Source organism: Caulobacter sp. P1_D6, from assembly GCF_056406095.1.
This window is the reverse complement of sequence record NZ_JBFUAW010000029.1, coordinates 103,952-130,098: the sequence shown is the minus strand read 5'-3', so window position 1 is coordinate 130,098 and position 26,147 is coordinate 103,952. Positions and strand designations below refer to the sequence as shown.

Genomic DNA, 26,147 nt, shown 5'->3' with positions numbered 1-26,147 from the left:
GCGGACATCTGTGCCGCGATCTCAATTGGACTCTGGGGTTGGTCAGCTAGGCGTACCTGCCGCCCCACCACAGATGCCTTCTACCAACACCGACCTGCGCGCCGGTTGACCGGCACGGTTAGTTACGCAACTCAGCTTCTTACGCTGCAAGATGCAGTACGGATCAAAGCCAGTTTGTGCGGCTCGTGCCGCCTGCGGCCTTGATCGCGACCGCGTCGGCGTTGAAACTGACCGGTCCGCTCATAGGCTGCCCCAATGCCCTTCACCACCTTCCGCGAATGGCTCGAGACCGATTACGTGTCGCCGGTCACCTCGCGCCCCTTGGGCCACGACGCGCCCAGCGACTACGTCTCGCGATTGCGGCTGCTGTCCCGCTTGCTGGACGCCGATATCGAGGGCGCCCCGGCCGAGACCCTCGAGGAGCTGGCCACCACTTTCGCGTCGCATCGCGCAGTCGCCGCAACACAGTCGCGGAAGGCGATCATCGACATGCGCGTGGCGCTGCGGCGATACGCCCTTTACCTCCGCCTACAGTCCAGCGCTGATACGGCCGCCTCTTCTGGCGAAGCGCGGGCGGAGACCTTGGCGAGACAGCTCCGAAACCTTGGCTTCGACCAGACTGGTGCGCGCCAACACACGTTCGAGCTTAGGCGCGGCGACCTGATTGTCTATGTGAAGCGGCTCTCGGACACCTTGCCGGTCGTTGTGGCCCCGGAGTTCGAAGCTTGCTTCTCGGCCCTGGCCAGCCTGGACGGCGTCAGGGGATCCACGCCGTTCGCTTATTATCACAACAGTCAGATGCCGGCCTTTCCGAAGCGGCTACACGGCGGGCATTCTCCCATTCACTACGGGCTCGCGTTTGATGTCGGGGGCCCCGCAGCGCTGGACCGGTTCGTCGCGGCCCTGATCGGACGCGACTTTCTCGCGCCGACCGCTGCGGATAGAGCCGAGCAAAACACAGAGACGGTGAGGCTCCAGAAGGCCCGCCTCGGTCAGGGTCAGTTCCGCGCCGATCTGTTCGAGGTCTGGGGTCGCTGCCCATTGAGCGGCGTATCCACGCCTGAGTTGCTCCGGGCCTCCCACATTAAGCCCTGGCGGGTCAGCGATCGCCGGGAGCGGCTGGATCCGAACAACGGCATTCTCCTCGCCGTCCACTTCGACTGCCTTTTCGACAACGGCTTCATCTCTTTTGACGAGGACGGCGGACTGCTGATTTCGGATCGCCTGTCCGACGCGGAGCGCGCGGCGTTCCCCATGCTGGACGCCTCCCGCCGTATTTCCCTCACCGCAGGCCACCTGCCTTATATCGCGCACCATCTAACCGAGGTGTTCCTCCACGGCGTGCAGACCACCCGCTGATTCAAGAGCCCGCTCCGCTCGCACAGCGAATGGTATGGCTCCGGAACATCTGAGGCAGATCCCCCGGTTGGCTACGCCGCCCGGATCGCTTAGGTTGAAATGCAAGCTCCGGATTCGCCGGACAAAACGTCTATGCCCGGGGGGGCTGCGTGGAAGGTATCGTGAAGTGGTTTGCGGGCGTCGATTGGCTCGCGCTCGCTTCGGGCGCCGCGATCGGCGTGCTGGGGCTCGGCCTGCGCATCATCATGCAGGCTCCCGTCAAGGCAGTGACCGAACACGCACTTGCTATCCGCGCGCTGTCGCGTCTGTCTCCGCAAGAGCCCTTCGGAGGTACATGGGAAGTCACCTGGCGCGTCGACAGCCGGCGGTTTCCAGACGAGAACATCGACCGCGTCCGAATCTACAGACTGTTCTCGAACATCACGTTCACCACGACGGCGACCCTGCGCGACGGATCGTCGGAACAGTGTGTTTTTGTCGGTAAACTTGTCGACAAGACTATCACTGGACGCTGGTACAACCCGGCGGACGCGGATCGAGGCTATTTCGGTACGTTCCAGACGAGGCTCCACGCGAGCTTGAAAGACGCCAAGGGATCGTGGGTGGGCTGGACGAACGATGGCGAAGTGCAGGCCAACGCGCTGACGCTCAAGAAGGTCGCCTAGGGGGGCTCGATGACAACGCCGATCGCAACAGCAAATGCAAACGCTAGCCGAGCCTTTTTCGTGGAGATGCTGACGCGCGACATTGCGCTCGACGATTGCATCCTCGACCTCCTCGACAACAGCGTCGACGGCGCGTGGAGGTCCTTGGGTCGCGTGGCTCCGGGGCTAAACGATGGCGTCGACCTAAGCCCTTTCCGGATTGACATTGTGGCCACGCCACAAAAATTCTCTATGGCGGACAACTGCGGCGGGATGGCCCAGCAACGTGCCGAGGAGCATGCGTTTACCTTCGGCCGCCAGGCGCCTCTTCAGGAGGATGAGGAAGCGGATGCCGAAGACGGCCTGCAGAACCCGGTAGCGGCGGACCAGATCGCAGACGTGGACGCGGAAACCCTCGAAGGCGACGAAGAGGGGGACTACAGCATCGGCGTTTACGGCATCGGCATGAAACGCGCGCTCTTCAAGCTAGGGCGCCAGATCGCCATCCATAGCACCTACAAAGGTTCCGACGGGACCCTGAAGGCCTTCGAGGTTCCGATCGATGTCCCAACCTGGATGGCCGACCGCAAGACGGATTGGAGCTTCGACATTTACCCCGCGAAGCCGCGGCCAGAAGCCGGCATATCTATCGAAGTCGAGGTACTGACCAAAGGAACCCTCGCAGCATTCTCGAGCCCCGCCGTTCTGCAAAATTTGCAGCGGGTCATCGAGCGCGACTACGCCCTCCATCTTCATCGGGGTCTGAAGGTGACCCTGAATGGAACCGCGCTCATCCCCATGCCGATCACCCTGCTGCAAAGCGACGAGTTCGAACCGCTCAACCGCAGCTGGGACATCCCGTTCGAGGGCGGCACAGTTCATGTCGAACTGCTGGCAGGCGCCAATGCGCTACCGATCGACGAAGAGTCGCCCGACGAGGAGGATCGCGGGGAAGCTCGGTTCGGCTGGTACGTGGCGTGTAACGGACGCATTGTCCTCGCCGCCGACAAGACTTCAACCTCGATCTGGGGCCTCGACGGCTTCCCGATGTGGCACCGTCAGTATCGCGGCTTCTTCGGTCTGATCATGTTCACCTCCGAAGACACGGAGCTCCTGCCGCTCACGACAACCAAACGTAGCGTCGACCAGTCGTCGGAAGTCTACCGCCAGAGCCGGTCCGCGATGCGCGAAGCTACCCGGGCCTGGATCGAGTATACCAATACCCGCAAACAGGACCGCGAGGCCGCAAAGGCCAAAGAAGCTGCGGCGAAGGCCGTGCCAATTTTCAATCTGCCCGTGCGCGAAGCGATCATCACGCCAGCGGTCCCTTCGCGGCCGCGTATCCGGACGACATCGATTCAGTACTCCGAACCGGTGGCCAGAGTTCGAGCGCTCGGCGAGGCGTTTGGCAACGTCAACATGCCCGGCACGCAGGTCGGCGCGCGATCATTCGAATATGCGTATGGCGAGCTGGTAGGCGACGATTGATGGCTTCGTTCGACGCCGTAAATTACAGCCTGCGTCCGAACAAGACGATCCAGAGAGGGATCGTGTTCGACGGACTCAAGACGCTGTCTGTCGTCATGCCCTGGCAGGACGCCGCCTATATCGGATTTGGGTCGATCTGGTTCACCGATTTCGTGCTGGCGCACAAGCGCCTCGGCCTGAACAGAATGGTCTCCATCGAGGCGAACGAGATCGGCTTCCGTCGCGCGCTCTACAATAAGCCCTACCGTTTCGTACGAGTGCTCGAGGGCTTGTCGTACGATGTTGTTCCGACCCTCTACGACGACCCGGAAATCGCTAACCTCCCTTGGATTGTGTGGCTCGACTACGACACCGCCCTGTCGGAAGACTCCATTTTCGAACTCCGTGATCTTGTGGAGCGAGCTCCGTCCGACAGTTTGCTGCTTGTTACGGTCGACGCCGCTCACAAGCGCTACGGCAAGGACAGCGGAGAGCGTGCGGAACGGCTGCGCAATCTCCTCGGCGATATCGTCCCCGACCGTCCGGAGCCCGGCGCCCTTAAAGACACGGACCCCTTCGCCGACACCTTGTCGACCTATCTGGAGCAGTTTCTGGTGTCCGCTGCCGAGAGCTGTGCGAGACCGGGTGGGCTCGTTCCGGCGTTCAGGCTCCCCTACCGAGACAAGGCGGCGATGGCGACCGTTGGGGTAGTTCTGCCGTCGCCTGAACGCCGTCAGGCCTGCCTCGACGTCGTGTCCCATCCGAACTGGATGGGCGTTGCGGATCGCCCGATCATCGCGCCGCACCTCACGATGCGCGAGCTAGCCGTCCTGCAGGCGCAACTGCCTGCAGCGCCGATGGACCGCGCCGCTGTTCGCGCGCTCGGTTTCGATCTCGGCGAGGACCAGATCGGCATCTTTCAGCGCTACTATAAATATTATCCGACCTTCGCGCAGATCGGCACCTGACAACCCTCCGATCACGCGAGCGCAGAAGCCATGACGTGGAAACCGAAAATGGCGAAGGTCGGGACACCGAAGGCCGCTCGGAAGCCTAGACTGCCTGGCCTCGACCGTCTCGTCATCGAGACGCTTTTCCACATGAAGTTCCGGCCGGGCATGGAGGAGGTCCCCTTCGCACGGACCGACTATGAGGATGCGCTCGCTCTGGTCGCAAAGACGCACCCGGAGCGGTTCAAGAAGGCGGACCGCGCGGCACAGACGCTCGCAGACGCCGAGGAGGACCTGCCTGGGACCGCCGAACTCCCATCCGAACGAGTCGGCATCCCGCGCCACAAGAACATCGGAGCGGTGATCTACGACTACCGCTTTCGTCGCAAACTGCCCCCCGGCATTGCGGAGACCGAACGTCCCGAGGAGAACAAGTTCTGGCGCATCCAGTTGGCTGGTAAGGGCGAGTATCGGTTTAGGCTGGGCCCAGACCCGATCATCGTCCCGGGCAAGGACTTCGAAGATATAGATGTGTACGAGGCGACACCCGAAGTCATCGCCGAGTTCCGGATCGAGGACGAGCAGGCCCTATTAGCCAAGATACGGTACAATCGCTTGATCGACACCTTCCTCGGTATCACCGCCTACAGCCTGCAGAACCACCTGCGCACGGCGGTTCCCGGCATTGGCCAGATCGAGATCGACGAGCTTTACATCGGTCACGACGGCAGGGGCGACCTCTTCGTCGTCCCTGTTCAGGCCAAGGGCAAATCGGACAAGCTCTCCAGCGTGCAGACCGAGCAGGACCTGGCGTTCTGCCGCGAGTCCGAGCGGTTTTCCGTCGCCCAGGCCCGGTGCGTGTCCGCCCAGTTCCTTCCGGACGGCAGCGTCCATCTATTCGAGATGGCGGAGGTCGACGGCAACGCTGTTGTCAAACGCGAAGCGCGTTATCAGTTCAAGCGCTCGCAACGGTCGGTGATTGATCCGGCCTAGGTCTGGCTTACCGAACGTTCGTTCGCGCGTTCAGGACGTATGGCAGACAACCGCAGTCCCGCGTCCCGAAGCGCCCTGATGGCGCGCATCGGCTCGAAGAACACCGCACCGGAGGTTGTCGTCCGCCGGCTGCTCCACGCCATGGGTTATCGCTTCCGGCTTCACCGCAAGGATCTGCCGGGCACGCCCGATATCGTCTTGCCGGCCCGCCGGACCGCCGTCTTCGTTCATGGCTGCTTCTGGCATGCCCACGGTTGCAAGATCGGACGGCCGCCTAAAACCCGCTCCGAATTCTGGGGACCCAAGCTCGAGCGCAACCGGGAGCGAGATCGTGAAAGCGAGGCCGCCCTTCGCGCCGCGGGTTGGACGGTCGAGACGGTCTGGCAGTGCGAAACCCGGGACATCGAAACCCTGAAGGAGAGGATGACCCGCGCTCTGGGCGCTGCGGGCGCGAAGATTTCGATCGACATGTCTGCGCAGGATCGGTAAGCTTACCTGATTCATTGCGACGAGGCTTATTTCCATGGACAGACCCCTCGGCATCGATCTTTTCGCCGGCGCGGGTGGCTTGAGCCTCGGCTTCGAACAGGCGGGCTTTGACGTCGTCGCGGCGGTCGAGGTCGATCCAGTGCACTGCGCAGTCCACAAGTTTAACTTCCCCGACTGCGCTGTGATCGCGCGATCCGTCGTCGGCCTGAGTGCCGCCGAGTTGCGCAGCGCTGCCGGCATTGGGCTTAAACCGGTGCACGTCGTTTTCGGGGGCGCGCCCTGCCAAGGCTTTTCGCTCATCGGGCAACGGGTCCTGGACGACCCTCGCAACAGCCTGGTTCGGGAGTTCGTCCGGCTCGTACACGAGCTGCGCGCCTCCTACTTCGTGTTCGAGAACGTCAAGGGCCTGACGCTCGGCAAGCATCGCAAGTTTCTCGAAGAGCTCATCGACGCCTTCGAGGCGGTGGGCTACGAAGTGCGCCTGCCTTGGAAGGTCTTGGACGCCGCCGACTACGGCGTGCCGCAGCACCGCGAGCGGCTGATCCTGTTCGGCGCCAGAAAGGGCCTGCCCCTGCCAGACTACCCGGCCGCGCGGACCCGTCCGGCCGACCGGGCCAAAGGAGCAGACCTGCCGGTCGGGCCGACCGCAAAAGACGCTTTGGACGACCTTCCCGAGGCCGAGGCCTTCGCGGAGTTGCTTTATAGCGACGAAGTGCGCACTGCGAAGTGGGGCAAGCCCAGCCCTTACGCCAAAGCCATGCGCGGCTTGGACAGCGCCGCCACCGACTTCGCCCACCCCCGCAAATGGGAACCACGCTTGCTGACGTCCAGCGCCAGAACCGACCACACAGCGATCTCGCGTCGCCGGTTCGCGGCGACCGAGCCGGGCGCAGTCGAGCCGATTTCCCGCTTCTATCGCCTGGCGCCAAGTGGGCTGAGCAATACCCTTCGCGCCGGGACCGATGCGGCCCGAGGGGCTTTCACTAGCCCCCGGCCGGTTCACTATGCGAAAGCGCGGTGCGTGACCGTCCGGGAGATGGCGCGTCTGCACGGTTTCCCGGACTGGTTCCGGCTTAACGAGACCAAATGGCACGGGGCCCGACAGATCGGAAATGCCGTCCCACCGCCTCTCGCCAGGGCTGTCGCGGACCAGGTGATGACGGCCCTCGGGATTGAGCCTCTTCGCCCGTCAGAGGCGGTGGCGCTCGGCGACGAGACGTTGATCCGGATGACGGTGTCCGAGGCGGCCGCCCACTTCGGCATCGTCGCGCCCGACGGCAAGAGGGATCGCAAGAGCGGCGCCAAGAAGCGTAAACAGGCCGACATTGAGGCGGCGTTCGAAGCGCAGCGCGCGGTCGGGTTCGGATGACCGACGCCGTCGAAGGTGCGAACCGCTACCGCGCCCTGATCGAGCACATCTTCTTCCATCCCGGTTACGGAGACTACGCGGAGGGCAAGACGGTCTTGCCTTTCAGGCGCGACGACCTTGAGAGGGCGGCGACTGAGCTCGGGATTGCCCTACCCAAGAACCTTGGCGACGTGGTCTATTCGATCCGTTACCGCACCCAGATGCCCGCCCGGGTGCTCGCCACCCAGCCCGAGGGCATGGAGTGGATCGTAGAGGGGGCGGGACGCGCGCTGTACCGTTTCTGTCTGGTGCCGGTGAACCGCATCGTTCCGAACCGGGACCTGATCACGATCAAGATCCCGGACGCGACGCCGGAGATCATCGGCACCTACACACTCAATGATGAACAGGCTCTGCTGGCCAAGGTTCGGTACAATCGGCTGATCGACACCTTCTTGGGGATCACCGCCTTCTCCCTGCAGAATCATCTGCGAACCACCGTAAAGGGCGTCGGGCAGATTGAGATCGACGAGGTCTATGTCGGCGTCGACCGCCACGGAGTGCAGTACGTTGTGCCTGTCCAGGCAAAGGGCGGGACCGATCAGCTCTCGGTCGTTCAGGCCAAGCAGGACATCGCCTGCTGCGCGGAAAAGTTCCCCAACCTGGTGTGCCGATCCATCTCCGCCCAGTTTATGGACGACGAGCGGATCGCCATCTTTGAGCTGACGGTGCAGGACGATCAGGTGCGCATTGTAGAGGAGCGCCACTACAAGCTTGTGACCGGGCAGGTTCCGCTCGACGACCTGGCCATCTACCGCCGTTCCATCTAAGCGGCCACGCCGCCCCGTCCGCATGCACAAGTCACGAGCGTATTCCCACCGACGTCCCTGCGCTGGAGCGAGGTCAGCGGGGCGGCATCCGATGCCGCGGCAGCTGACCATTGATAGGGTTACGGCCGAGACGTCCCCCGGGCAGATCACAAGCGCGGGGGCAGCTTGAGTGGGACTCGCCGCGATCAGAAAGCTGGCCCCGCGAGGGTCACTTAGAGTCAGACTTGGGCCTGCGCCGACGCTCCGGTCGCACCTACGGAGCGAGATGTTATTATTTCAAAGCAGTCTGAGCAATTGGCGCGAATACAACAGGGCACATCTATCTAAATACAAACGTCTCGGCTGGGCTACATCAATCTGCTGCATAAAGGCCGCGCAAACGTTTCCGACAAAGCCCATGACCGTCTGAAACAAATCTATGTCGCCTTTGCCCAATGGACCCTGCGCGACATCACCGAGGAAGATGCCGAGCGGTTCAAGGGCGCATTGCTATTCGACGGCCTGTAGCCGTTATCTCTAAGAATCATTTATCTGCTCAAGTTCGCGCAGGAGGCGCTCTCCCGAGCGCTGCAGGAAGAATCCGGGTAGTAATCGCATGCGCTATCTTCCAAGAGCATTCTTCATCGCGCAACAAGCGGAACTTGCAGGCGTTCCGGATTCCGGGCATTCGGCCCGGCGACAGGGATTTTTCGGAGCCCGCGTCAGCGTCCGATATTTTCTAAGGTCTCAAGCAGAGACTTGAAGTCCCTAAGTCGTTCGATCTCTTCCGACGTGATCCCGTCGGGATCAAAGTGGGTCACATCATTTCTGATTTCACGAACTGCATCGAGGTCCTTGCAAAACAGCACGCGGTCTATGGCCAAGCCCAAGCGAGCCCAACGTTCAGGTTGCTGCAGCAGGCGAATGTATTCTCCGAACGTAAGATCGTCGACGCTGGCCACCTCGCGCTGGGCCCCGCCAGGGTCTAAAGCGGAAGCCAACTCGGGCACGCTGAACTTCTCGCCGATCATATTCCGAACGAGATTTTCGATTTCGCTCAGAAGAAGGAACGGCTCGCTGAGAGTCTGGAACTGCCGGCTGAGGTCGCTGGCGGTTACGATCCCAGTGATCTTGTTCTGTTCGCCCCGGACCAAGACGTAGTCGTACCGGGAGATCATGGGGATCGCATCGAAGATGGATATCTCTGCGCGCACTTCATGAGCCGGCTCCATGAACTCGCGCACAGGCCCGACGGGCCTCCCGAGCGCCAAACGTGAGCCAATACTCTTCCAGCTAATCGTGCCTTTGACGTCGCGCTCGCTGGACATGACGGGAATTTGCGAAAAGTCCCGAGCGAGCAATAAGGTGACGGCCTCGGCGAGCGTCGCGTCGGGCGAGATTCGGACGACCTCCTGGTTGGCGGCCGCTAGCTTGCTGATACGGTAGGTGGCGTCTCTGGTGACCCAGCTGCCGCCTTCTTCGAAGCTCTCTTCCTTTGGGGGCTCCGGGTCTTGCGCCGCATCGCTCTGGGCGTCCTGGACGAGCTCGAAATTGATTGGAGCGTCCACCCAACGTGATTCGAAATCTGGGACTGTCACAATCCCGGCCTCTTCGAGCTCGTTGCGGATGTTGCGAACGATTACCGGACCCCGGCGCTGGGCCTCAAACCACCAGAGGAAAGTTCGGACGGTTACCGGCTCAACGGTGCGCCCCGCCTTGAGGTCCTCGGCAATGGATCGCAGTTCGCGCTTCATAGTGGGATCAGTCCTAGAGATCGGAGCTCAGGCAGCACCGCCGTTGATTTTGCTCAATTGGACCTAACACACGCGAGCAGTCATCGCCGAAATAAGTCAGGCTCAGACGTTGGACACAGTCACAGATGCGCCAGATTTCCCCGTTTGCGGAATCCACCTGACCGCTGCCAAGAAGCGGGCCTTCCCAACGTCACCACCAGTCGCAGCTCAAAGAATATTTTGCCGGCATGGCGCCCATCGATCAGCGCTCACGTGTCTAGCCTGTGCGGACAATTGGCTCCGCCCAGCCAGTACGAACCTCATGCCCATCAAATCGAACAAGACGCCGCGTGGCGGCAAGAATGGTGCGATCAAGACGGCGATCGCGCGCAAGCCCAGAGGGCCTTACAAGACCAGAGCTGTCGACCTGAACCCCGAGCCGCTATGGACGGAGTGGGACGATCCTGCGGACTTCCAGGATGCGTTCGCGCTGCATATTCGCCGCTATGGCGAGAACGTCAGCCGACTTCACAAGGCCCTCGCACTTGGCGAGGACGTGGTCGATATCCGGACCCTCTACGATTGGCGCAACGGCGTGCTTGCGCCGCGCAGCAGCACGGGCTTCCGGGTGCTGGCGGCCATCGAGCGGCGCTACCACCTGCCCGAGGGTTACTTCAGGTCCAAGCTGCCGCACCCCGGCCGGTTGATCGCCAGCAAGACACTCTCCCGGCTCCCGATGTCTGAGCGCCGCCGGTTGGCTTGGCATCTGCCAGACGACTTCGATCGGCTCGCCAAGGCCAAGCAGGAGGAGGTTCTGTCGTGGGTGCGCACGGTGATCATCGCCGGCGCCACGGACTATCGGCGCTATCACATCAACGCCCTGCAACAACGGTTCGCGATCAAGTTCTCGAACGGGCCGGGCGCTTTGCCTTTCGCGCCTGAGGTTCCTCTCGAAGTGCGTCTGGATGACGAAGGGCGATGCGAGTTCGGTCGCCTCCTGGCGACCATGGCCGCGCCCGGGCCCATCGACGCTGAGGCGCGTGATCTCGTGCTCTTCAAGACCGCGACCCTCACGACCCGGGGGCGGGCTCGTAACGGCGTGTGGAATCGCGAGACGGCGGATCAGAAGATGGAGCACTTAGGCCTCCTGTTCGGCGCGCTGACGGCATCCCCTGATAGTGACGTGCGTGGCCACGGCATACCGATGCGCAGCCTGACCTTCGCCTTGCTGGTCTTTCCCGTCGTGTGGGATTGGTATCTGACTTGGCGGGAAGCACGGCGCGGCTTCTTTACGCGGTGGGAGAGCGAGATGCTCACCGTGATCGCGGGACTCACCCGCCGCGAGACAGGGTGGCTGCGCCAATCTCCGCGCCTTGCGTGCTGTCTGCGCCCAATTGAGGGTCTGGTTACAGCGAGCGACGTCCAGGCTGCTCATGACGATTGGGAGGGCCTTTGTGACGCCATGCACCGGCACGCCGTCATCCGAGCAAGAGAGATCGATCGGGTCGCCAGAGTGCATCGAGACCCGTTTGAACCGGTTCTTCCGATCCTGGAGGCTGACAGCCCGCTGGCAGAATACCGAAAGATCACTGAGGAGATCCGCCGTTGGCGGCCAGACCGGCGACGCTTCCCGCTGGCCGCCGCGGAAGCGACCCGGAGCTTCTTAATGCTGCGCCTGGGGCTTCACCTGGGTTTGCGGCAGAAGAACCTGCGCCAACTGCTATTCAAGCCCAAGACCCAAAGCCCGACACCAGAGCGGCAATTGGAGCTGCAGAAGCGCGGCGAACTGCGATGGAGCGTGCGCGATGAAGGCTGGGAGGTCTTGATCCCGGCCGCTGCGTTCAAGAATTCGGGCTCGACCTTCTTCCGCAAAAGTCCCTTCCGGCTCGTGCTCCCCGACCTGGGAGGGCTCTACGAGGAGATCGACACCTACATCGACAAAGACCGCGCCGTGCTTCTCAAGCGGCGGCAAGACCCGGGCACGTTTTTCGTCAAAACGATGAAGGCCAAGAGCGTGAGCGCGGAGTACGGCTCAAAGCCATTCTATGAGGCCTGGCGCCTGGCGATCCAGCGCCACGGCATCTTCAATCCCTACACGGGGCGCGGCGCGATCCCCGGTCTTCTGCCGCACGGACCGCACAATGTTCGCGACGTTTTGGCCACCCATGTGCTCAAGCAGACCGGCTCGCATGAGCAGGCCAGCTACGCGATCCAGGACACCCCAGAGACCATCGCGGGTCGTGCGCTGGATCTTGGCGCACGACCCGACACCGGCCGTGGGTGAAATGGGTGTGTCTGGAGCCAGGACGAAGAAAATCAGCACCACAAATACTAAGGCAAGATAAAAGCACAGGGACCTGACGGCCCTATGTCATTGTTGGTGTTCAGCTTTTTTAGGGACCTGCCGCAGAGGCCAGGTCCTATTTTCCTGATTTCTTCATGCCTTTCAACGGCTTGACCGGGACCAACCGCATCGGACTGTCCTATTAGTCCTGGATAACCCATTGTCGTGGAACGGAAAGTTCTGAAATCCGGGACCTAGGCGCAAGACAAGGTCCCGGAAATTCTCTAGCACCATCAGCGACATGGACTTGAAAAGGTCCCGGCGCTTTAATCTCGCCATCGACCTTTTGCGGGACTTCCAGCCTCCCGCGCCCTCCTAGTCACTATCACCAACGATCAAAGCGGCCAGCTCGCTGGATGGGGCAGCGCCACTAAGGCTGCCATCCAGCGCCGGGCTTCTGATTGCAGAAAAGCGGTCACCGCGACTCTGCGTTCGGGGTGGATGTCGGATGTCTAGGTGTCTATCCAGATTGCATGGCAAGAGTTCTCAACCAAGCGGTCCGTCCAGCGCCTGGCGATCTGGTTGTCGCTAGCCTTTCACAAGCTAGAAAACACAAACGGCGCTTCGACGCCGTGCTCACCCTTGAGGATCCAGGGTGTCGTCCGGCCAATCGGCTTCGTTTTACGCACCATCCTTCGCCCGCCCATCTGGTACTCGCTTTTGAGGACGTCGATGACGACACACTTGGCGTGCGGGTGGCGTGCCGCGATCAAGTCGCTGAAGCGCTGGCGTTCGCACGATTGCACGTCCAAGGTTCGCTCCTGGTCCACTGTTTCCACGGGGTTGGAAGATCGGCGGCTGTGGCGCTCGCGATCTTCGCAGATAGGGCGGGCCCAGGAGCTGAACGGGCAGCGCTTGCTCAGTTGCTGACGATCAGGCCACTAGTCACGCCGAACCTCGTGGTGGTGAAACTGGCGGACGATATTCTTCAGCGCCAGGGAAGTTTGATTGCCGCCGTTGCCGACTGGGAGGTGGCCGCGCCGGGCCTCAAGGAGAAGCGCGCGGCTCGCCTTCAGTTGGTGAAAACCAACCCGCAACTGTACTCATGGCTGTAGCGGCCAGAGGGCGCGAGAGGGGTGGAAATTGGGCAACGGCGTTAGCAACACAGCGGATCTGAGGCGTGGCTAGTAGCCTCGCGTAACCAACTAACTTCTTTGAGTTGGCGCGCCAGTGAGCCCCGGCGGCCTTTATCCATCACTGAGTGCTTCAGACCATCGCTCGGAGACAAACCGCCCTGGTGCGCTTGGTGGAACGAGGGCCGGACGGGCTGGCGCGCGTCAAGGGTGCGCGCCTCCGGCGCGCATCGCGGAGCGACGGCGAAGCCGCCCTTGACCCGCGCCATCCCGCCCGGCAGAGGCTCTCCAAGCGCTCCAGGGCGAGCACCGACCTTTCAGGTCCTGGCTCCCTTGAGCGGTGGGGGGGCGCCTACTTAACTAGGCGAACGCCGGGGCCGCCGCCGGCGTCGGCGCTGATAAAGATCACGCCCTCGGATTCGAGCGCGGCTTGGATACGATCGATCGTGCCGGTCTGCATCCCACCCTTGTTGGCCTCGAAACGATGGATCGTGGAATCGGCGACTTCCGAGCGCTCGGCGAGCACCCTCACGCTAATTCCAAGTGCGGCTCGCGCCATACGGATTTGAGCGGGCGAGATCATTTTTAGAGAAATTCTCCGACTTCTTGCGAATTTCTGTTGACCGAGCCGGCGAAATTCGCTGAAGTCTAAGCGAAATCCTCTGAAACTCCACCGATTAGCGTGCTGATCGGACCGAGCGCCTGCGCCGGGAGCCCCCGCATGTCCGAAGACAAGGCTGATCCCACGTCCATTTCGCGACGCACGCTCCTGGGCGCGACGTCCGCGGCTCCGCTGGTTTGCAGCGCCCCGAACGCAGAGCCGCCAATGCCAGCAAGGAGCCTCATCGGCCAATGCGCGCGCTGGCTAACCCACGACTTCGCCTCCGACGGTCTAGCCCGGCGCTGGGCCGCCCTGGAGACGCTGGCCGTTGCTGGATACGACTATTTCCGCATGAGCGACCATCAGCGTGGCAGCCTTCCCATGGCGCCCGAGATGGCCGCGATCGAGGTCGAACTGGACGAGCTTTGGGAAAAGCGGAAGCGCGGCCTCAAGGCCATAACCAAGCTGGAGCCTCGCAACATTCACGAGGTCGCCAGCCTGCTGGTCATCGCCGCCCGTATGGACTTTCACGACCCCGGCCCGACAGCGCCCCTGGTCAACAGGGCCATCGCGTTCCTGGCGTCGGCCAAGTGCCCCGGCTGCGGACAGCCCTATGTGCCGCCGAGCCTCCCCAAAGCCTGACACAGCGGATGCAAACCCGCCGATTCTTTCTTTTTCTTCGCCAGAGTACGCCCGCCTCAATTATCGCGTTGAAGGCCAGCGCAACTTAGGGAACCTCCACCGGCTGGGTGCCAACCCGGCGCGTGGAGGCAATGATGGTTGGAACCACCAGTGCGAGGCCTGGAAATGGCGTTGAACTAGGCAGCGGAATTCCCATTGAGAAGCTGGCCTACCGCGTGGTCGAGGCCGCCTACGCGCTCGCGATCAGCCGAAGCCGCGTGTACGAGTTGATCGGTTCCGGCGATATCAAAATCCTGAAGGACGGTGGCCGAACCCTCATCAGGCGGAGTGAGCTTGAGGCGTATCTTCTACGTCTGGAGCAGGTTTCGCAGGCCGCTGAGCGCGGCCCGCCGCGACGGCCCAATCGTCCATGAGAAGCTTGCGCTTTTCAAACAGGTCGCCGCGCCGATAGGCGGCTTCGACCTTGTTGCCGATCGTGTGGGCGAGCGCCATTTCGACAATCTCGCTTCGATACTCGGTGGTCTCGGCGGCCCAATCGCGGAAGGTGCTGCGGAAGCCGTGGGTGGTAAGGTCTCCGCGCTTCATGCGCTTGAGCACCGCCAGCATCGCCATATTGCTCAACTTCTTCCCAAACAGCGTGCCCCAGAAAAGAGGTCCGACCGGCGGGATGTCGTCTGGAATGGGCTGTCCCTTCGATTGGAGAACCCGACGGATCACGGCGGCGTAGTCCGCCCGGCGACCCTCGAGAATCTCCACCAAGGGCGCCGTGAGCGGCACGCGATGTTCCTTACGCCCCTTCATGCGGTCGGCCGGGATGACCCAGACGCGGCCGGCCAGATCGATCTCACTCCACTCGGCGCCGATGACTTCTCCGCTCCGCGCCGCCGTGAGGATCGTAAACTCAAGGGCCCGAGCCCCCGCGCCTGGCTGTTCCTTCAGCCCCGCCATGAAGGCGCTCATTTCCGCGTAGGGCAGGGCGGCATGATGCTCGACCTTATGAACACGGGACTTTGCCGGCAGCAGCTTTTCCAGGTGACCCTTCCAGCGAGCCGGGTTCTCGCCTTCGCGCAACCCTCTGGCGGTCGCCCAATCGAGCACCGCCTCAACCCGCCCTCGTACACGGCTGGCAGTCTCGGGCTTGGCGGACCAGATCGGCTCCAGAACGGCAAGGACCATGCCCGTATCGATATCCGAGACGCCGTGACTTCCGAAGATCGGATCAGCGTAGGTCGTCAGCGTGCTTTCCCACTGCAGAGCGTGCTTTTCATTGCGCCAGCCGGCCTTGTTGGCGCGGATGTACGCGGACGCCGCCTGCTTGAATGTAAAGCCTTTGGCGGCTTCCAACGTAGAGCGTGTGCGAGCCAGTTGACGTTGGTCGATCGGATCGACGCCGTCGAACTTGAGGCGACGGGCGTCTCGCGCCATCGCGCGTGCTTCCGACAAGCTGATGGTGTGGGCCGGGCCAAGCCCCATCTCCCGGGCGCGGCCCTGGAGCATGTAGCGGTAGACCCACGACCTACCGCCGCCCGCCTGGACCATCAAATAGAGGCCGCCGCCGTCCGGGTGCATTCCCGGTCGCGTCGTTCTCTTGACCTGTAGCGCCGTCAGGCGTTCCCAAAGCCGGGCCATTTTGTCCCACACTTCGTCCCACAAATGTGATGTGGAGCGTGGTGGATCGCGCTGGACGTGTCGAAACACGTTTTCGCGATTTCCCCTTATGTGGCGGGGATTTACGGGACGCCCGTGGACGTCTCTGGACTGGTTAGGATGGGGTGGTGGCGGAGAGGGTGGGATTCGAACCCACGGTGCCCTTCCAGGCACGCCGCATTTCGAGTGCGGTACATTCGACCACTCTGCCACCTCTCCAGGGGGTCTTCGGGGCCTGCCCGGGGGCTGGCCTTGAGTGAGGGCGGGATACCTAGCGGCGTCGCCCGAAGAGCGCAAGAGCTTGTGACAAGCTTTTGTGTCGCGGGGCGCGGTTTCCGGTCCTGGCTAGGCCTCGAGGTCCGGTCGAACCTAGGCCTTGGGGTAGAGAACCATCTGGGTGCAGCGGAAAAGCGCGATGGTCTTGCCGGTCGCCTCGGCGGTGACGAGGGCGTCCCAGACCTGGGTGTTGCGGCCGCCGTGGACCAGGGTCGCCTCGCAGGCCACGCCGCCGCCCTCGCGCACCGTGCCCAGGAAGTTGGACTTCAGCTCGATGGTGGTGAAGCCGGTCGCGCCTTCGGGCAGCGAAGTCATGCAGCCGTAGCCGCAGGCGCTGTCGGCCAGGGCGATAACGCTGGCGGCGTGCAGGAAGCCGTTGGGGGCCATGTGGCGCCTGGCGACGGTCATGCGGCCCTGGACCAGGCCATGGACCGCCTTCGTCCATTCCAGGCCCAGCAGGCCCGGCAGGTTCTCGGCCTGGGCGGCGGTCAGTTCGGCGCTCTTGTCTTCGGCCATGACGGCGTCTCCCGGTTCTTCGCGTGCGAAGCATCTACGCGCCGGAACGGGGCTGAAGCAAGTTAGTTTTTAAATAGAACTGATGTCGACGGGCTGGAAGCGCTTGCCGTCCTCGCCCTGTGGCGGCAGGCGGAAGGCGCGGATCCCGACCTGCAGGGCCGGGGCGGCCAGCGGGCCGGGCGTGGCGGTGACGGCCGTGCGGCGGGCGACGAAGGCCTGCGCCGAGACGGCGTCGCCGGCGTCGATGTTGCGGGCTTTCTGCTCGGCGACCGTGGTGCTCCAGGCGTCGATGACTTCGCCGGTCTGGCCCACCAGGATGCGGGTCGGCGGCGGCAGGTTCAGCAGGCGGCGGGCGGCGGCGTGCAGGCCGGCGGGGTCGGCGCCGGGCGCCGTGCTGTCATCCAGGCCCTGGTCGGGCGGCAGGATGGCCGAGCCGGCGAAGACCACGTCGCCAACCTGGTAGGCCGTGGCGCCGGGCAGGCGGCCGGGCAGGGCGATGACGGTGATCTCGATCCCGCCCATCGGCAGGGCCTCGCCGTCCTGGGCCAGCTTGTCGAAGTCCCAGCCGTCCAGGTCGACGCCGTCGCTGCCCAGCACGGGGGCCAGGCGCTTGAGGCTGTCGAGCACTTGGGCGCCGATGCAGATCGAGGCGCCGGTCTCGTATTTCAGGTGGCCGGCCGCCGACAGGTGGTCGGTGTGCAGGCCGGTCTCGAGAATCCAGGTCGGGCCCAGGTCCTTGGCGCGGACGTCGGCGATGATGGCGTCGATGAAGCGTGTGTCGACGGCCTGGGTCAGCGGGTCGTAGTCGAGGACGGGGTCGACGAACGCGCAGAGCAAGGTGGCCGGATCGGCGATCAGATAGGTCACCCGCCCGGTGGCGGGGTGGTGGAAAGCGGTGATTTCCGGCTGCATAGATCGGTCCGATGACGCCCTGAGGCGGGCACCTTGACCGGAAGCTCTTAAGTATCGGCGAACAAGACCAGCTTGCTCGCCCCCGAGGCGATTCGTCTCAGGGATGAGACCTACGGACGTTCGGCGGCCGCCGCGCAGCTCTTGTCACCGCGCATTTCGGTCACCCAGACGGGCTCCACATAGCGCTCGCCGTCGCGGAAGCCGGGGGCGCAGCCCTCCGGCGTGTCGGACCGGCTGCGCTTGGCGCCGCCGCGCATGTCCAGCGACAGGGCCAGGGACTGGGAGGTTCCGCCGCGCGGACCCCAGCCGTAGCCGTATCCGCCGCCATAGCCGCCGCCGTAACCACCATAGCCTCCGTAGCCGTAACCGCCGCCGTGCTTGCCGAAGTCGGTCTGGCTGACGGCGACGCCCAGGGTGCCGGTCTCGCCGATCGGGATGAGGCTGGAGACATAGCCGCTGCGATAGCCGCCGGTGCCGACGCTGACGCCCACCTCGCCGTGGACCTGGCGTTTGCCGTCCTTGTCCAGGGGGTAGCCGTTCACGTCGAGGTCCGCGCGCGGCGCGTAGCCGATCGGGCCGCCTTCGATCGGCGGGGCGTCGGCCACCCAGGCGGAGATCTGGTCCTGGGTGCTGACCGGCTTGGCGGCGCGCTCGGCTTCGGCCCTGGCCTGGGCGTCGGCCTTGGCCTGGGCCAGCTCGGCCTCGGTCGGCGGGCGGGTGGCGCGCGAGGCGGCGGTGGTCACGACCTCGTCGTCGACCGAACGGGCGAACGCGGTCCCGGGGAGGGCCAGCGGGAGAGCCAGAAGAGCGGCGAGGGCGATGCGGGACGCGAACATGGACGAAACCTCCGACCCCGCCACAGTGGGCCCGGTCTGTAACCGAATTAGGGCCTGAATGTATCGCCTAAGCAAGACAATGGGGCGCAAGGCGAAGCTGGGGACGCGGCTACAGCGCTTCAAGGGCGGCTTCCAGCGCCGCCATGTCCGGGGGCAGTGGGGTCTCGAACCGCAGGGTTTCGCCGGTGATCGGGTGGACGAAGCCCAGGACGGCGGCGTGCAGGGCCTGGCGGGAGAAGCCGATCTCGGTCAGGGCCGCCTTGACCGGCGCGGCGGGAGCGCCGGCGCCGTAGACCGGATCGCCCAGGCAGGGCGAACCCTTGCTGGCCATGTGCACGCGGATCTGGTGGGTGCGGCCGGTCTCCAGCCGGCAGGCGACGCGGGCCGCCAGGGGGGCGTTCTGGGCCTTGGCCGACGACGACCCGAACGTCTTCTCGACGCGATAATGGGTGATCGCCTCGCGGCCGCCGGACTTAAGCACCGCCATCTTCTTGCGGTCGTGCGGCGAGCGGCCCAGCTGGGTGGTGATCGTGCCGACGGCCGGCTGCGGCGCGCCGCGCGTCAGGGCTAGATACATGCGGTCGATGTCGTGCTTGGCGAACAGGGCCGACAGCCCCTGGTGGGCGGCGTCGGTCTTGGCCGCCACCATCACGCCCGAGGTTTCCTTGTCCAGGCGGTGGACAATGCCGGGCCGGGCGACGCCGCCGATCCCTGACAGGCTGGCCCCGCAGTGGAACAGCAGGGCGTTGACCAGGGTGCCGGTCTCGCAGCCGGGCGCCGGGTGGGCGGCCATGCCCGACGGCTTGTCGATGACGATCAGCCAGGCGTCTTCGTAGAGCACGGTGAGCGGGATGTTCTCCGGCTCGGGCTCGGCGGCGGTCGGCGGCGGGACCAGCACTTCATAGAGGCCGGCGGGGGCCTTGGCCTTGCCGTCGGTCATCGGGCGCGGTTCGCGGCCCTCGACGACCAGCGACACCTGGCCGGCGGCGATCAGGGCCTGCAGGCGGGCCCGCGACAGGTCCGGGGCGGCGGTCGCCAGGGCCTTGTCCAGTCGCTGGCCGGCCAGGTCGGCGCCCAGCTCGATCCGCACCACGTCGCCGCCGGCGCCCGCATCCTGGGCGTCCAGGTCCTCGATCTCGTCATCGGCGAGCGGCGCGGTCGGGTCGGGCGGCTGGATCAAGGCGTCTTCACGGCTCCGTCACGGCTATGTCGTATCGCGGACATCGCCCGCGCCTAACGGCTCAGGTTCAAGTCTTGCGTTCGAAGGGGATAGTCGATGCGCGCGTTCCGCACCACCTTGCTTATGACCGCCGTCAGCGGTCTCGCGCTGATCGCCGGCGCCGCCCATGCCGCCGAGCCGGACGCTCCGGCTTCCGAGCAGGTCGAGGAACTGATCGTCACCGCCCAGAAGCGCGAGCAGAAGGCCCTCGACGTGCCGATCGCCCTGACGGCCTATTCGGGCGCCATGCTCGACCGGCTGGGCGTGCAGGAGTTCGACAAGCTGTCGGCCTTCGTCCCCGGCTTCCAGGTCCAGAACCAGTCGCCCAACAACCCCGGCTTCGTGATGCGCGGCATCACCTCCGACAGCGGCGAGGCCACGGTCGAGCCGCGGGTCTCGGTGTTCCAGGACGGCGTGTCGATCTCCAAGTCGCGCGGTTCCTATGTCGAGCTGTTCGACGTCCAGCGCATCGAAGTGGCCAAGGGCCCGCAATCGACCCTGTTCGGGCGCGGCGCGATGATCGGCGCGGTCAACATCATCCAGAACAAGGCCGACGTGCACGCCCTGGACTGGCGCGTGGGCGCCGAGCTGGGCGACAGCGCCTACGGCCTGTTCGAGGGCATGGCCAACGTGCCGCTGAGCGACACCTTCGCGATCCGCTTCGCCGGCCGCTACAAGGAGCGCGACGGCGCGATCGAGAACGTGCTGGGCGGCAAGAACCTGGGCTCGACCGACACCGGCGCGATGCGCCTGTCGGCCCGCTGGACCCCGAACGACAAGCTCGACGCCAACCTGATCCTCAACTACGAGGCCGACCATCCGACCGGCACGTCGTTCAAGTCCAACACCTTCAACCCGACCAACATCACGACCGGCCAGGCGCTGGGCGACCGCGACCCCACCAGCCCGGCCGGCCTGTCCAGCGGCTACGGCTTCGAGGGCGGCGCGGCCCTGGGCCTCAAGCGCTTCGTGCAGGGCGCGACGGCCCTGGTCGACTACCGCTTCAACGACGCCTGGAGCCTGTCGTCGATCACCGCCGCCCGTCACTTCGCCAGCGACGAGGTGTTCGATCCGGACGGCTTCTCGCTGCCGATGTTCGTGTTCGCCGAGGATGCACGCGGCACGCAGTACAGCCAGGAACTGCGCCTGAACTACGACAACGGCGGCAAGCTCAGCTGGTTCGGCGGCGTCAGCTACTTCGATGAGGACGCCCAGACCCGGGTGCCGCTGCAGTTCGACGAGCGCTACGCCCTGGCCCTGCTGACCGGCCAGCTGACCAAGCCCAATCCGCAGCCGAACGCGGTGCTGACCAACACCACCTTCCTGGCGGCCCTGGTCACCGGCCTGACCGGCGGCGCGGCCAGCGGCGCGACCGCCCAGGGCATCGCCAACAATCTCGGCGTCCACACCGAGCAGTTCACCAACTACGGCACGACCCAGTCGTGGGACGTCTACGGCGACGCCACCTGGCGCGTGACCGACCGCTTCGAGCTGTCGGCCGGCCTGCGCTACACCAGCGACGACAAGTCCAGCGGCGTCGCTTCGTCTGTGACCCAGCGCTCGATCCTGGGCGGAACGATCGGCGCGCTCAGCCAGGCCCCGGCGACGCGGCAGGCGATCCTGGGCGCCCTGGCGGTTCCGGGCGCGGCCAACATCCCGACCTCGGCCGGCTATCCGATCCCGATGTTCGGCCTGTTCGCCCAGCCCACCACCGGCAACGGCCAGATCTCGACCCAGGACTTCACCGACGACGGCCTGACCTGGCGCCTGGTCGGCCGCTATGAAGTGACCCCCGACGCCAGCCTCTACGCCTCCTACGCCCGCGGCCGCCGTCCCAAGGTGCTGTCCTCGGCCGCGCCCGCCGCGCCGATGACGCCGGGCAAGTTCACGCCGGTCTCGGCCGAGACCGTCGACAGCTACGAAGCCGGCGCCAAGAGCCGCCTGCTGGACGGCCGGCTCTATGTCGAGGGCGCGGCCTACTTCTACAGCTACGACAACTTCCAGACCTCGATCCAGGAAGGCGCCCAGGTGATCACCACCAACGCGGGCAAGGCCGAGAGCTACGGCTTCGAAGGCCAGGCCACCTGGCAGGCGGCCAGCTTCGCCGAGGTGTTCGCGACGTACGGCTACAACCACGGACGCTTCAAGGCGGGCATCCGCGACGGCAACCGCTTCCGCCTGTCGCCGGACAACAAGTTCTCGCTGGGGACCAGCCTGCACGCCGACCTGCTGCGTGGCCGCTTCACCTTCACGCCGATCTACGCCTGGCAGTCCAAGGTGTTCTTCGACGACGACAACGACATTTCCGCCCTGCAGAAGAACAACCTGATCCCGGACCTGGTGCAGGACGAGTTCCAGAAGAGCTACGGCCTGCTGGACCTGCGCCTGCAGTACCAGCCCTCGTTCGCCCACTGGACGCTCGGGGCCTTCGTGACCAACGCCACCGACGAGAAGTACGTCAAGGACGCCGGCAACACCGGCGACGGCTTCGGCATCCCGACCTTCATCGCCGGCAACCCGCGCTACTACGGCGTGACGTTCTCGCTGCGGCGGTAGGATGCTGCGTCGGGGACAGGCGCATGCGCCTGTCCCCAGCCTTGACGCTACTTGTCGGTCGCCTCTTCCTCATGGCCGGTGATCGAACCGTCCTTGAACAGATATTCCCTCAGCTGCTCGTCGGTCTCCGGATCGCTGCGGCGCAGCCATTCCAGCACCATGGCCGCGTGCTCCAGCTCCTCGCGGGCGTTGTGCAGCAGGATCTTGCGCAGCTCCTCGTCGTCGCAGTCGTCGGCGCGCTGGCGGTACCAGTCCACCGCCTCCAGCTCCTCGATCAGCGAGGTGATGGCGTAGTGCTGGTTGAGCGTCTTGCCGCGCAGCTTTTCGCGCGGGACGTGGAGGCCTTCGCTGGACATGTACCGTCATCCTACTGTTGTCTCCGGGGGCTAACGCACGAGAAGACCAAGCGGCGCCGTGAGCCTTCGGGGAGTTGAGCATGATCATCGACAGACGCAGGGCCCTTGCCCTCTTCGGCCTGGGCGGCGCGGGCGCGGCCGGGGAGGCGATGGCGGCGACGCCCCTGTTCGCCGGACGGGCCGCCTTCCTGCACGGCGTCGCCTCGGGCGATCCGCTGGAGGACCGGGTGGTGCTGTGGACCCGGATCACGGCGGAGGCGACGACCGCCCCGATCGCCGTGCGCTGGGAGGTGGCGACCGACGCGGCCTTCAAGACCCTCGTCCGTCAGGGGCAGGCCGTCGCGGTCTCGGGCCGCGACCACACGGTCAAGGTCGACGTTACCGGCCTGAAGCCGGCGACCGACTATTTCTACCGCTTCCAGTACGTCAGGAAGGGCAAGCCGTTCGGCAAGCCCGTCGGCGGCCGGACCCGCACCCTGCCCAAGGGGGCGACCCGCGACGTCGTCCTGGCGGTGGTGTCGTGCGCCCTCTACCCGAACGGCTATTTCAACGCCTATGACGCCATCGCCAGGCTGCCACGCGTCGACGCCGTGCTGCATCTGGGCGACTACATCTACGAGTACGGCGCCGCGCCCGACGACTACGGCATGAATTCGCCGACCGCCAAGGGCCGCGTGCCCGATCCGCCGCGCGAGATCCTCAGCCTGGAGGACTATCGCCGCCGCCACGCCCAGTACAAGACCGACCCCGCCCTGCAGGCCGCCCACGCCCGCGCGCCGTGGATCGTGGTCTGGGACGACCACGAGACGGCCGACAACAGCTGGATCGGCGGAGCCGAGAACCACCAGCCCAAGACCGAAGGCGACTGGGTCAAGCGCAAGGCCGCGGGCATCAAGGCCTACTACGAGTGGATGCCGATCCGCGAGCCGGTGGCCGGAACCCTGCCCGAGGCGTCGTGGCGGCGCTTCCAGTTCGGCGACGTCGCCACCCTGCTGATGACCGAGACCCGGCTGACGGCCCGCAGCCACCAGCTGGACTACGGCCGCGACCTTCCGGTCAAGGACGGCAAGCCCGACTTCACCGCCTTCGCCGCCAAGCTCGCCGATCCCGACCGCCGGATGATGGGCCAGGGCCAGGAACAGTGGCTGGCCCGCGAGGTCGACGCCTCGACGAAGGCCGGCACGGCCTGGCAGGTGCTGGGCAACCAGGTGGTGATGGCCCGGGTGGTGCCGCCCGACCTGAAGGCGACCATGGGCGATCAGGCCTATGCGGCCCTGCTGGCCAAGCTGCCCGCCTATGTCGCCAAGCCGGTCGAGGAAAGCCGGGGCCTGTCCCTGGCCGGCGCGCCGGGCAATCTGGACGCCTGGGACGGCTATCCGGCCGACCGGGCCCGGGTCTACGACATCTTCAAAGCCGGCAAGGCCCGGCCGATCGTGCTGGCCGGCGACAGCCACGCCTTCTGGGTCAACGAGCTGTGGGACGACGCCGGCACCGCCCGGGTGGCGGCCGAGTTCGGCGTCACCTCGGTGACCTCGCCCGGCTACAGCGACTACCTGCCCGGCGTGCCGCTGGGCCAGGCCTATGTCGAGCGCAACAAGGAGGTGAAGTTCACCGACCAGGGCGCCAAGGGCTTCCTGCTGCTGACCCTCGAGCACGGCCGGGCGACGGGCGAGCTGATCGCTGTCTCGACGATCCTGGACCCGAAGTACCAGACCCGGGTGCTGAAGCGGTTCGTGGTGACGCCGGGCGACGAGGGCGGGGTGAAGGCGCTGGCGGAAGGGTGAGGCCCTAGCGCGGCGCTTAGGCGTATCGACATTCAGCGTCTGAGGCGAAAACCTCGTCCTTCGACAAGCTCAGGATGAGGTTTTTCTACCGCTTGGGCTTGTAAATGGTCCTCATCCTGAGCCTGTCGAAGGACGAGGACCACGCACCGAGCGTGAATGTCGATACGACCTAGCGCGCCGGGCCTCCGAGCGCCTTAGCCGAGCCGCATGGACAGCTCGACGTCTTCGGCGAACGGCGTCGACAGGTAGCCCGCCGCCGGCGAGCGCACGCGCGCCAGGTAGTCGGGCGCGTAGTCGGCGTTGTCGGCGACGATCAGGGCGCCGGGACGCAGGCGGCCCTCCACCAGGCTCAGGATTTCCGGATACAGCGCCTTGGCGCCGTCCAGCAGGACCAGGTCGATCGTCTCGGGCAGATCGACGGCCAGGGTCCGCAGGGCGTCGCCCTCGCGGATCTCGACCAGGTCGATCAGGCCGCCGGCCGTCAGGTTGTCCCGCGCCCGCGCCACCTTGGACGGCTCGAACTCGCTGGTGATCAGGCGCCCGCCGCCGTTGTCGCGCAGGGCCGCGGCCAGGTGCAGGGTCGAGATGCCGAACGAGGTCCCGAACTCGACGATGGTCCGGGCTTTGGCGCTACGGGCCAGCATGTAGAGCAAGACGCCGGTCTCGCGCGAGACGGCCAGGGGCATGTCCTTCATCTGGCCGTAGAAGTCGACATAGTCGGTCTTGCTGCGCATCAGGCGGGACAGGTCCTCGGGCGTGAGGCCGGCCGCGGCGGGCAGGTCCATCGGCGAGGTCTCGTCGGCCTGCGCGAACAGGCGCTCCAGCAAGGGCGCCAGCGGGGCGGTGGTCAGGGTGTTCATCGGCATTTCCAGGTGCAAAAGCGCGTGTCGTTGCGCTGGCCAAGAAATGCGACTAATTCGTCAGGTTTCCTATTCGCATTGCCCGAACACGCCATGACTGATCGCCCAAGTCCCCGGATTTCCTCGCGAAAGCAGCCTCGCCAGGCCCGCTCCAACGACCTGGTGGCGGCGATCCTGCAGGCCGCTGTTCAGGTTCTGGCCAAGGAGGGCGCGGGGCGCTTCACCACGGCGCGGGTGGCCGAGAAGGCCGGGGTCAGCGTCGGCTCGGTCTATCAGTACTTCCCCAACAAGGCCGCGATCCTGTTTCGGCTGCAGAGCGACGAGTGGCGCCAGACCACCGACCTGCTGCGCGACATCCTGGCCGACGTCGCGCGACCGCCCCTGGATCGGCTGCGGACCCTGGTCCACGCCTTCGTCCGCTCCGAATGCGAGGAGGCGGGCATGCGCGTGGCGCTCAGCGACGCCGCTCCGCTCTATCGCGACGCGCCCGAGGCCCAGGCGGTCCGGGCGGCGGGCGGCGACATCGTCCGCGACTTCATGCGCGAGGCGCTGCCCACGGCGACCGACGCCGTCCGCGATCTGGCCGGCGACCTGATCAAGACGACGCTGAGCCAGGTGGGCAAGGCCTTCTCGGAAATGCCGCGCACGGCCGCCGAGATCGCCGCCTATGCCGACGCCATGGCCGACATGTTCGGCGCCTATCTGGACCGCCTGGAGCGCGGGCCGGCCTAGC

The 26,147-nt window shown here is 65.2% G+C and carries 25 protein-coding genes and 1 tRNA gene; 15 read left to right on the top strand and 11 right to left on the bottom strand.

Annotation, left to right across the window (positions count from 1 at the left end):
- Positions 1-255: 255 nt before the first annotated feature.
- The 8 genes from AC1DYP_RS17160 to AC1DYP_RS17125 all read left to right on the top strand — a co-directional run bounded on the left by AC1DYP_RS17160 (position 256) and on the right by AC1DYP_RS17125 (position 8,080).
- Positions 256-1,359: an HNH endonuclease gene (locus AC1DYP_RS17160; protein WP_477032468.1), complete on the top strand. Its 1,104-nt coding sequence runs from the start codon at positions 256-258 to the stop codon at positions 1,357-1,359.
- Positions 1,360-1,508: 149 nt separating this feature from the next.
- The gene (locus AC1DYP_RS17155) at positions 1,509-2,024 is read left to right on the top strand and encodes a hypothetical protein (RefSeq protein ID WP_477032469.1); all 516 of its coding nucleotides are present in this window, start codon (positions 1,509-1,511) and stop codon (positions 2,022-2,024) included.
- 9 nt (positions 2,025-2,033) lie between these two features.
- Positions 2,034-3,491 carry an ATP-binding protein gene (locus AC1DYP_RS17150; protein ID WP_477032470.1) on the top strand — a complete coding sequence of 486 codons (1,458 nt, stop codon included), beginning with the start codon at positions 2,034-2,036 and terminating at the stop codon, positions 3,489-3,491.
- The gene (locus tag AC1DYP_RS17145) at positions 3,491-4,438 is read left to right on the top strand and encodes an O-methyltransferase (RefSeq protein WP_477047342.1); all 948 of its coding nucleotides are present in this window, start codon (positions 3,491-3,493) and stop codon (positions 4,436-4,438) included. The genes AC1DYP_RS17150 and AC1DYP_RS17145 overlap by 1 nt, the downstream gene beginning before the upstream one ends.
- 48 nt (positions 4,439-4,486) lie before the next feature.
- Positions 4,487-5,413 (top strand): hypothetical protein, encoded by a 927-nt coding sequence (locus AC1DYP_RS17140; RefSeq protein WP_477032472.1) that lies wholly within the window; start codon positions 4,487-4,489, stop codon positions 5,411-5,413.
- A 39-nt stretch (positions 5,414-5,452) separates the two neighbouring features.
- Positions 5,453-5,902 carry a very short patch repair endonuclease gene (locus AC1DYP_RS17135; RefSeq protein ID WP_477032473.1) on the top strand — a complete coding sequence of 150 codons (450 nt, stop codon included), beginning with the start codon at positions 5,453-5,455 and terminating at the stop codon, positions 5,900-5,902.
- 34 nt (positions 5,903-5,936) lie between these two features.
- The gene (locus AC1DYP_RS17130) at positions 5,937-7,271 is read left to right on the top strand and encodes a DNA cytosine methyltransferase (protein ID WP_477032474.1); all 1,335 of its coding nucleotides are present in this window, start codon (positions 5,937-5,939) and stop codon (positions 7,269-7,271) included.
- Complete coding sequence (locus tag AC1DYP_RS17125) at positions 7,268-8,080, top strand: hypothetical protein (protein WP_477032475.1); 813 nt, start codon at positions 7,268-7,270, stop codon at positions 8,078-8,080. The genes AC1DYP_RS17130 and AC1DYP_RS17125 overlap by 4 nt, the downstream gene beginning before the upstream one ends.
- Positions 8,081-8,781: 701 nt before the next feature.
- Here AC1DYP_RS17125 and AC1DYP_RS17120 read toward each other — a convergent pair.
- Complete coding sequence (locus AC1DYP_RS17120) at positions 8,782-9,813, bottom strand: CBS domain-containing protein (RefSeq protein ID WP_477032476.1); 1,032 nt, start codon at positions 9,811-9,813, stop codon at positions 8,782-8,784.
- Positions 9,814-10,114: 301 nt separating this feature from the next.
- On the opposite strand from AC1DYP_RS17120, the gene AC1DYP_RS17115 reads away from it, so the two are divergent.
- Positions 10,115-12,076 carry a hypothetical protein gene (locus AC1DYP_RS17115; protein WP_477047341.1) on the top strand — a complete coding sequence of 654 codons (1,962 nt, stop codon included), beginning with the start codon at positions 10,115-10,117 and terminating at the stop codon, positions 12,074-12,076.
- A 596-nt stretch (positions 12,077-12,672) separates the two neighbouring features.
- On the opposite strand, the gene AC1DYP_RS17110 is transcribed toward AC1DYP_RS17115, so the two are convergent.
- On the bottom strand, positions 12,673-12,888 hold the full coding sequence (locus AC1DYP_RS17110; protein WP_477047340.1) for a hypothetical protein: 216 nt from the start codon (positions 12,886-12,888) through the stop codon (positions 12,673-12,675).
- A 48-nt stretch (positions 12,889-12,936) separates the two neighbouring features.
- Between AC1DYP_RS17110 and AC1DYP_RS17105 the strand changes: the two genes are divergently transcribed.
- The gene (locus AC1DYP_RS17105; protein WP_477032479.1) at positions 12,937-13,191 is read left to right on the top strand and encodes a hypothetical protein; all 255 of its coding nucleotides are present in this window, start codon (positions 12,937-12,939) and stop codon (positions 13,189-13,191) included.
- A gap of 370 nt (positions 13,192-13,561) precedes the next feature.
- On the opposite strand, the gene AC1DYP_RS17100 is transcribed toward AC1DYP_RS17105, so the two are convergent.
- Positions 13,562-13,792 (bottom strand): helix-turn-helix domain-containing protein, encoded by a 231-nt coding sequence (locus AC1DYP_RS17100; RefSeq protein WP_477032480.1) that lies wholly within the window; start codon positions 13,790-13,792, stop codon positions 13,562-13,564.
- Between the two features lie 138 nt (positions 13,793-13,930).
- Here AC1DYP_RS17100 and AC1DYP_RS17095 point away from each other — a divergent pair, with 138 nt between their 5' ends.
- Positions 13,931-14,452 carry a hypothetical protein gene (locus AC1DYP_RS17095; RefSeq protein WP_477047339.1) on the top strand — a complete coding sequence of 174 codons (522 nt, stop codon included), beginning with the start codon at positions 13,931-13,933 and terminating at the stop codon, positions 14,450-14,452.
- Positions 14,453-14,583: 131 nt separating this feature from the next.
- Positions 14,584-14,865, top strand: a complete 282-nt coding sequence (locus tag AC1DYP_RS17090) for a helix-turn-helix domain-containing protein (RefSeq protein ID WP_477047338.1) — start codon at positions 14,584-14,586, stop codon at positions 14,863-14,865.
- Here the strand turns inward: AC1DYP_RS17090 and AC1DYP_RS17085 are convergent.
- The 6 genes from AC1DYP_RS17085 to AC1DYP_RS17060 all read right to left on the bottom strand — a co-directional run bounded on the left by AC1DYP_RS17085 (position 14,771) and on the right by AC1DYP_RS17060 (position 19,819).
- On the bottom strand, positions 14,771-16,081 hold the full coding sequence (locus AC1DYP_RS17085) for a tyrosine-type recombinase/integrase (RefSeq protein WP_477047337.1): 1,311 nt from the start codon (positions 16,079-16,081) through the stop codon (positions 14,771-14,773). The genes AC1DYP_RS17090 and AC1DYP_RS17085 overlap by 95 nt on opposite strands.
- A 147-nt stretch (positions 16,082-16,228) precedes the next feature.
- Positions 16,229-16,318 (bottom strand) — tRNA-Ser (locus AC1DYP_RS17080).
- A gap of 150 nt (positions 16,319-16,468) precedes the next feature.
- Positions 16,469-16,891 (bottom strand): PaaI family thioesterase, encoded by a 423-nt coding sequence (locus AC1DYP_RS17075; protein ID WP_477047336.1) that lies wholly within the window; start codon positions 16,889-16,891, stop codon positions 16,469-16,471.
- 69 nt (positions 16,892-16,960) lie between these two features.
- Positions 16,961-17,803, bottom strand: a complete 843-nt coding sequence (locus AC1DYP_RS17070) for an MBL fold metallo-hydrolase (RefSeq protein WP_477047335.1) — start codon at positions 17,801-17,803, stop codon at positions 16,961-16,963.
- A 110-nt stretch (positions 17,804-17,913) separates the two neighbouring features.
- Positions 17,914-18,639 (bottom strand): hypothetical protein, encoded by a 726-nt coding sequence (locus AC1DYP_RS17065; protein WP_477047334.1) that lies wholly within the window; start codon positions 18,637-18,639, stop codon positions 17,914-17,916.
- Positions 18,640-18,748: 109 nt separating this feature from the next.
- Positions 18,749-19,819 (bottom strand): RluA family pseudouridine synthase, encoded by a 1,071-nt coding sequence (locus tag AC1DYP_RS17060; protein WP_477047333.1) that lies wholly within the window; start codon positions 19,817-19,819, stop codon positions 18,749-18,751.
- A 96-nt stretch (positions 19,820-19,915) separates the two neighbouring features.
- Here AC1DYP_RS17060 and AC1DYP_RS17055 point away from each other — a divergent pair, with 96 nt between their 5' ends.
- A complete protein-coding gene (locus tag AC1DYP_RS17055; protein WP_477047332.1) occupies positions 19,916-22,414 on the top strand; it encodes a TonB-dependent receptor in 2,499 nt (832 codons plus the stop codon).
- 47 nt (positions 22,415-22,461) lie between these two features.
- Here AC1DYP_RS17055 and AC1DYP_RS17050 read toward each other — a convergent pair whose 3' ends face one another.
- Complete coding sequence (locus tag AC1DYP_RS17050) at positions 22,462-22,770, bottom strand: ferritin family protein (protein WP_477032489.1); 309 nt, start codon at positions 22,768-22,770, stop codon at positions 22,462-22,464.
- Positions 22,771-22,850: 80 nt separating this feature from the next.
- On the opposite strand from AC1DYP_RS17050, the gene AC1DYP_RS17045 reads away from it, so the two are divergent.
- Entirely contained in the window at positions 22,851-24,554 is a 1,704-nt protein-coding gene (locus tag AC1DYP_RS17045) for an alkaline phosphatase D family protein (protein ID WP_477047331.1), read from the top strand.
- 194 nt (positions 24,555-24,748) lie between these two features.
- On the opposite strand, the gene AC1DYP_RS17040 is transcribed toward AC1DYP_RS17045, so the two are convergent.
- Positions 24,749-25,414 carry an O-methyltransferase gene (locus AC1DYP_RS17040; RefSeq protein ID WP_477047330.1) on the bottom strand — a complete coding sequence of 222 codons (666 nt, stop codon included), beginning with the start codon at positions 25,412-25,414 and terminating at the stop codon, positions 24,749-24,751.
- Positions 25,415-25,507: 93 nt separating this feature from the next.
- Between AC1DYP_RS17040 and AC1DYP_RS17035 the strand changes: the two genes are divergently transcribed.
- Positions 25,508-26,146 (top strand): TetR/AcrR family transcriptional regulator, encoded by a 639-nt coding sequence (locus AC1DYP_RS17035; RefSeq protein ID WP_477047329.1) that lies wholly within the window; start codon positions 25,508-25,510, stop codon positions 26,144-26,146.
- Position 26,147 lies beyond the last annotated feature (1 nt).

What these genes read in the sequence shown, in the direction of transcription:
- AC1DYP_RS17045 (WP_477047331.1), top strand. Translation starts at nt 22,851, where the DNA reads ATGATCATCGACAGACGCAGGGCCCTTGCCCTCTTCGGCCTGGGCGGC.
- AC1DYP_RS17120 (WP_477032476.1), bottom strand. Translation starts at nt 9,813, where the DNA reads ATGAAGCGCGAACTGCGATCCATTGCCGAGGACCTCAAGGCGGGGCGC.
- AC1DYP_RS17150 (WP_477032470.1), top strand. Translation starts at nt 2,034, where the DNA reads ATGACAACGCCGATCGCAACAGCAAATGCAAACGCTAGCCGAGCCTTT.
- AC1DYP_RS17055 (WP_477047332.1), top strand. Translation starts at nt 19,916, where the DNA reads ATGCGCGCGTTCCGCACCACCTTGCTTATGACCGCCGTCAGCGGTCTC.
- AC1DYP_RS17070 (WP_477047335.1), bottom strand. Translation starts at nt 17,803, where the DNA reads ATGCAGCCGGAAATCACCGCTTTCCACCACCCCGCCACCGGGCGGGTG.
- AC1DYP_RS17040 (WP_477047330.1), bottom strand. Translation starts at nt 25,414, where the DNA reads ATGAACACCCTGACCACCGCCCCGCTGGCGCCCTTGCTGGAGCGCCTG.
- AC1DYP_RS17075 (WP_477047336.1), bottom strand. Translation starts at nt 16,891, where the DNA reads ATGGCCGAAGACAAGAGCGCCGAACTGACCGCCGCCCAGGCCGAGAAC.
- AC1DYP_RS17100 (WP_477032480.1), bottom strand. Translation starts at nt 13,792, where the DNA reads ATGATCTCGCCCGCTCAAATCCGTATGGCGCGAGCCGCACTTGGAATT.
- AC1DYP_RS17035 (WP_477047329.1), top strand. Translation starts at nt 25,508, where the DNA reads ATGACTGATCGCCCAAGTCCCCGGATTTCCTCGCGAAAGCAGCCTCGC.
- AC1DYP_RS17090 (WP_477047338.1), top strand. Translation starts at nt 14,584, where the DNA reads ATGATGGTTGGAACCACCAGTGCGAGGCCTGGAAATGGCGTTGAACTA.
- AC1DYP_RS17050 (WP_477032489.1), bottom strand. Translation starts at nt 22,770, where the DNA reads ATGTCCAGCGAAGGCCTCCACGTCCCGCGCGAAAAGCTGCGCGGCAAG.
- AC1DYP_RS17095 (WP_477047339.1), top strand. Translation starts at nt 13,931, where the DNA reads ATGTCCGAAGACAAGGCTGATCCCACGTCCATTTCGCGACGCACGCTC.
- AC1DYP_RS17085 (WP_477047337.1), bottom strand. Translation starts at nt 16,081, where the DNA reads ATGGCCCGGCTTTGGGAACGCCTGACGGCGCTACAGGTCAAGAGAACG.
- AC1DYP_RS17160 (WP_477032468.1), top strand. Translation starts at nt 256, where the DNA reads ATGCCCTTCACCACCTTCCGCGAATGGCTCGAGACCGATTACGTGTCG.
- AC1DYP_RS17135 (WP_477032473.1), top strand. Translation starts at nt 5,453, where the DNA reads ATGGCAGACAACCGCAGTCCCGCGTCCCGAAGCGCCCTGATGGCGCGC.
- AC1DYP_RS17125 (WP_477032475.1), top strand. Translation starts at nt 7,268, where the DNA reads ATGACCGACGCCGTCGAAGGTGCGAACCGCTACCGCGCCCTGATCGAG.
- AC1DYP_RS17115 (WP_477047341.1), top strand. Translation starts at nt 10,115, where the DNA reads ATGCCCATCAAATCGAACAAGACGCCGCGTGGCGGCAAGAATGGTGCG.
- AC1DYP_RS17130 (WP_477032474.1), top strand. Translation starts at nt 5,937, where the DNA reads ATGGACAGACCCCTCGGCATCGATCTTTTCGCCGGCGCGGGTGGCTTG.
- AC1DYP_RS17140 (WP_477032472.1), top strand. Translation starts at nt 4,487, where the DNA reads ATGGCGAAGGTCGGGACACCGAAGGCCGCTCGGAAGCCTAGACTGCCT.
- AC1DYP_RS17145 (WP_477047342.1), top strand. Translation starts at nt 3,491, where the DNA reads ATGGCTTCGTTCGACGCCGTAAATTACAGCCTGCGTCCGAACAAGACG.
- AC1DYP_RS17065 (WP_477047334.1), bottom strand. Translation starts at nt 18,639, where the DNA reads ATGTTCGCGTCCCGCATCGCCCTCGCCGCTCTTCTGGCTCTCCCGCTG.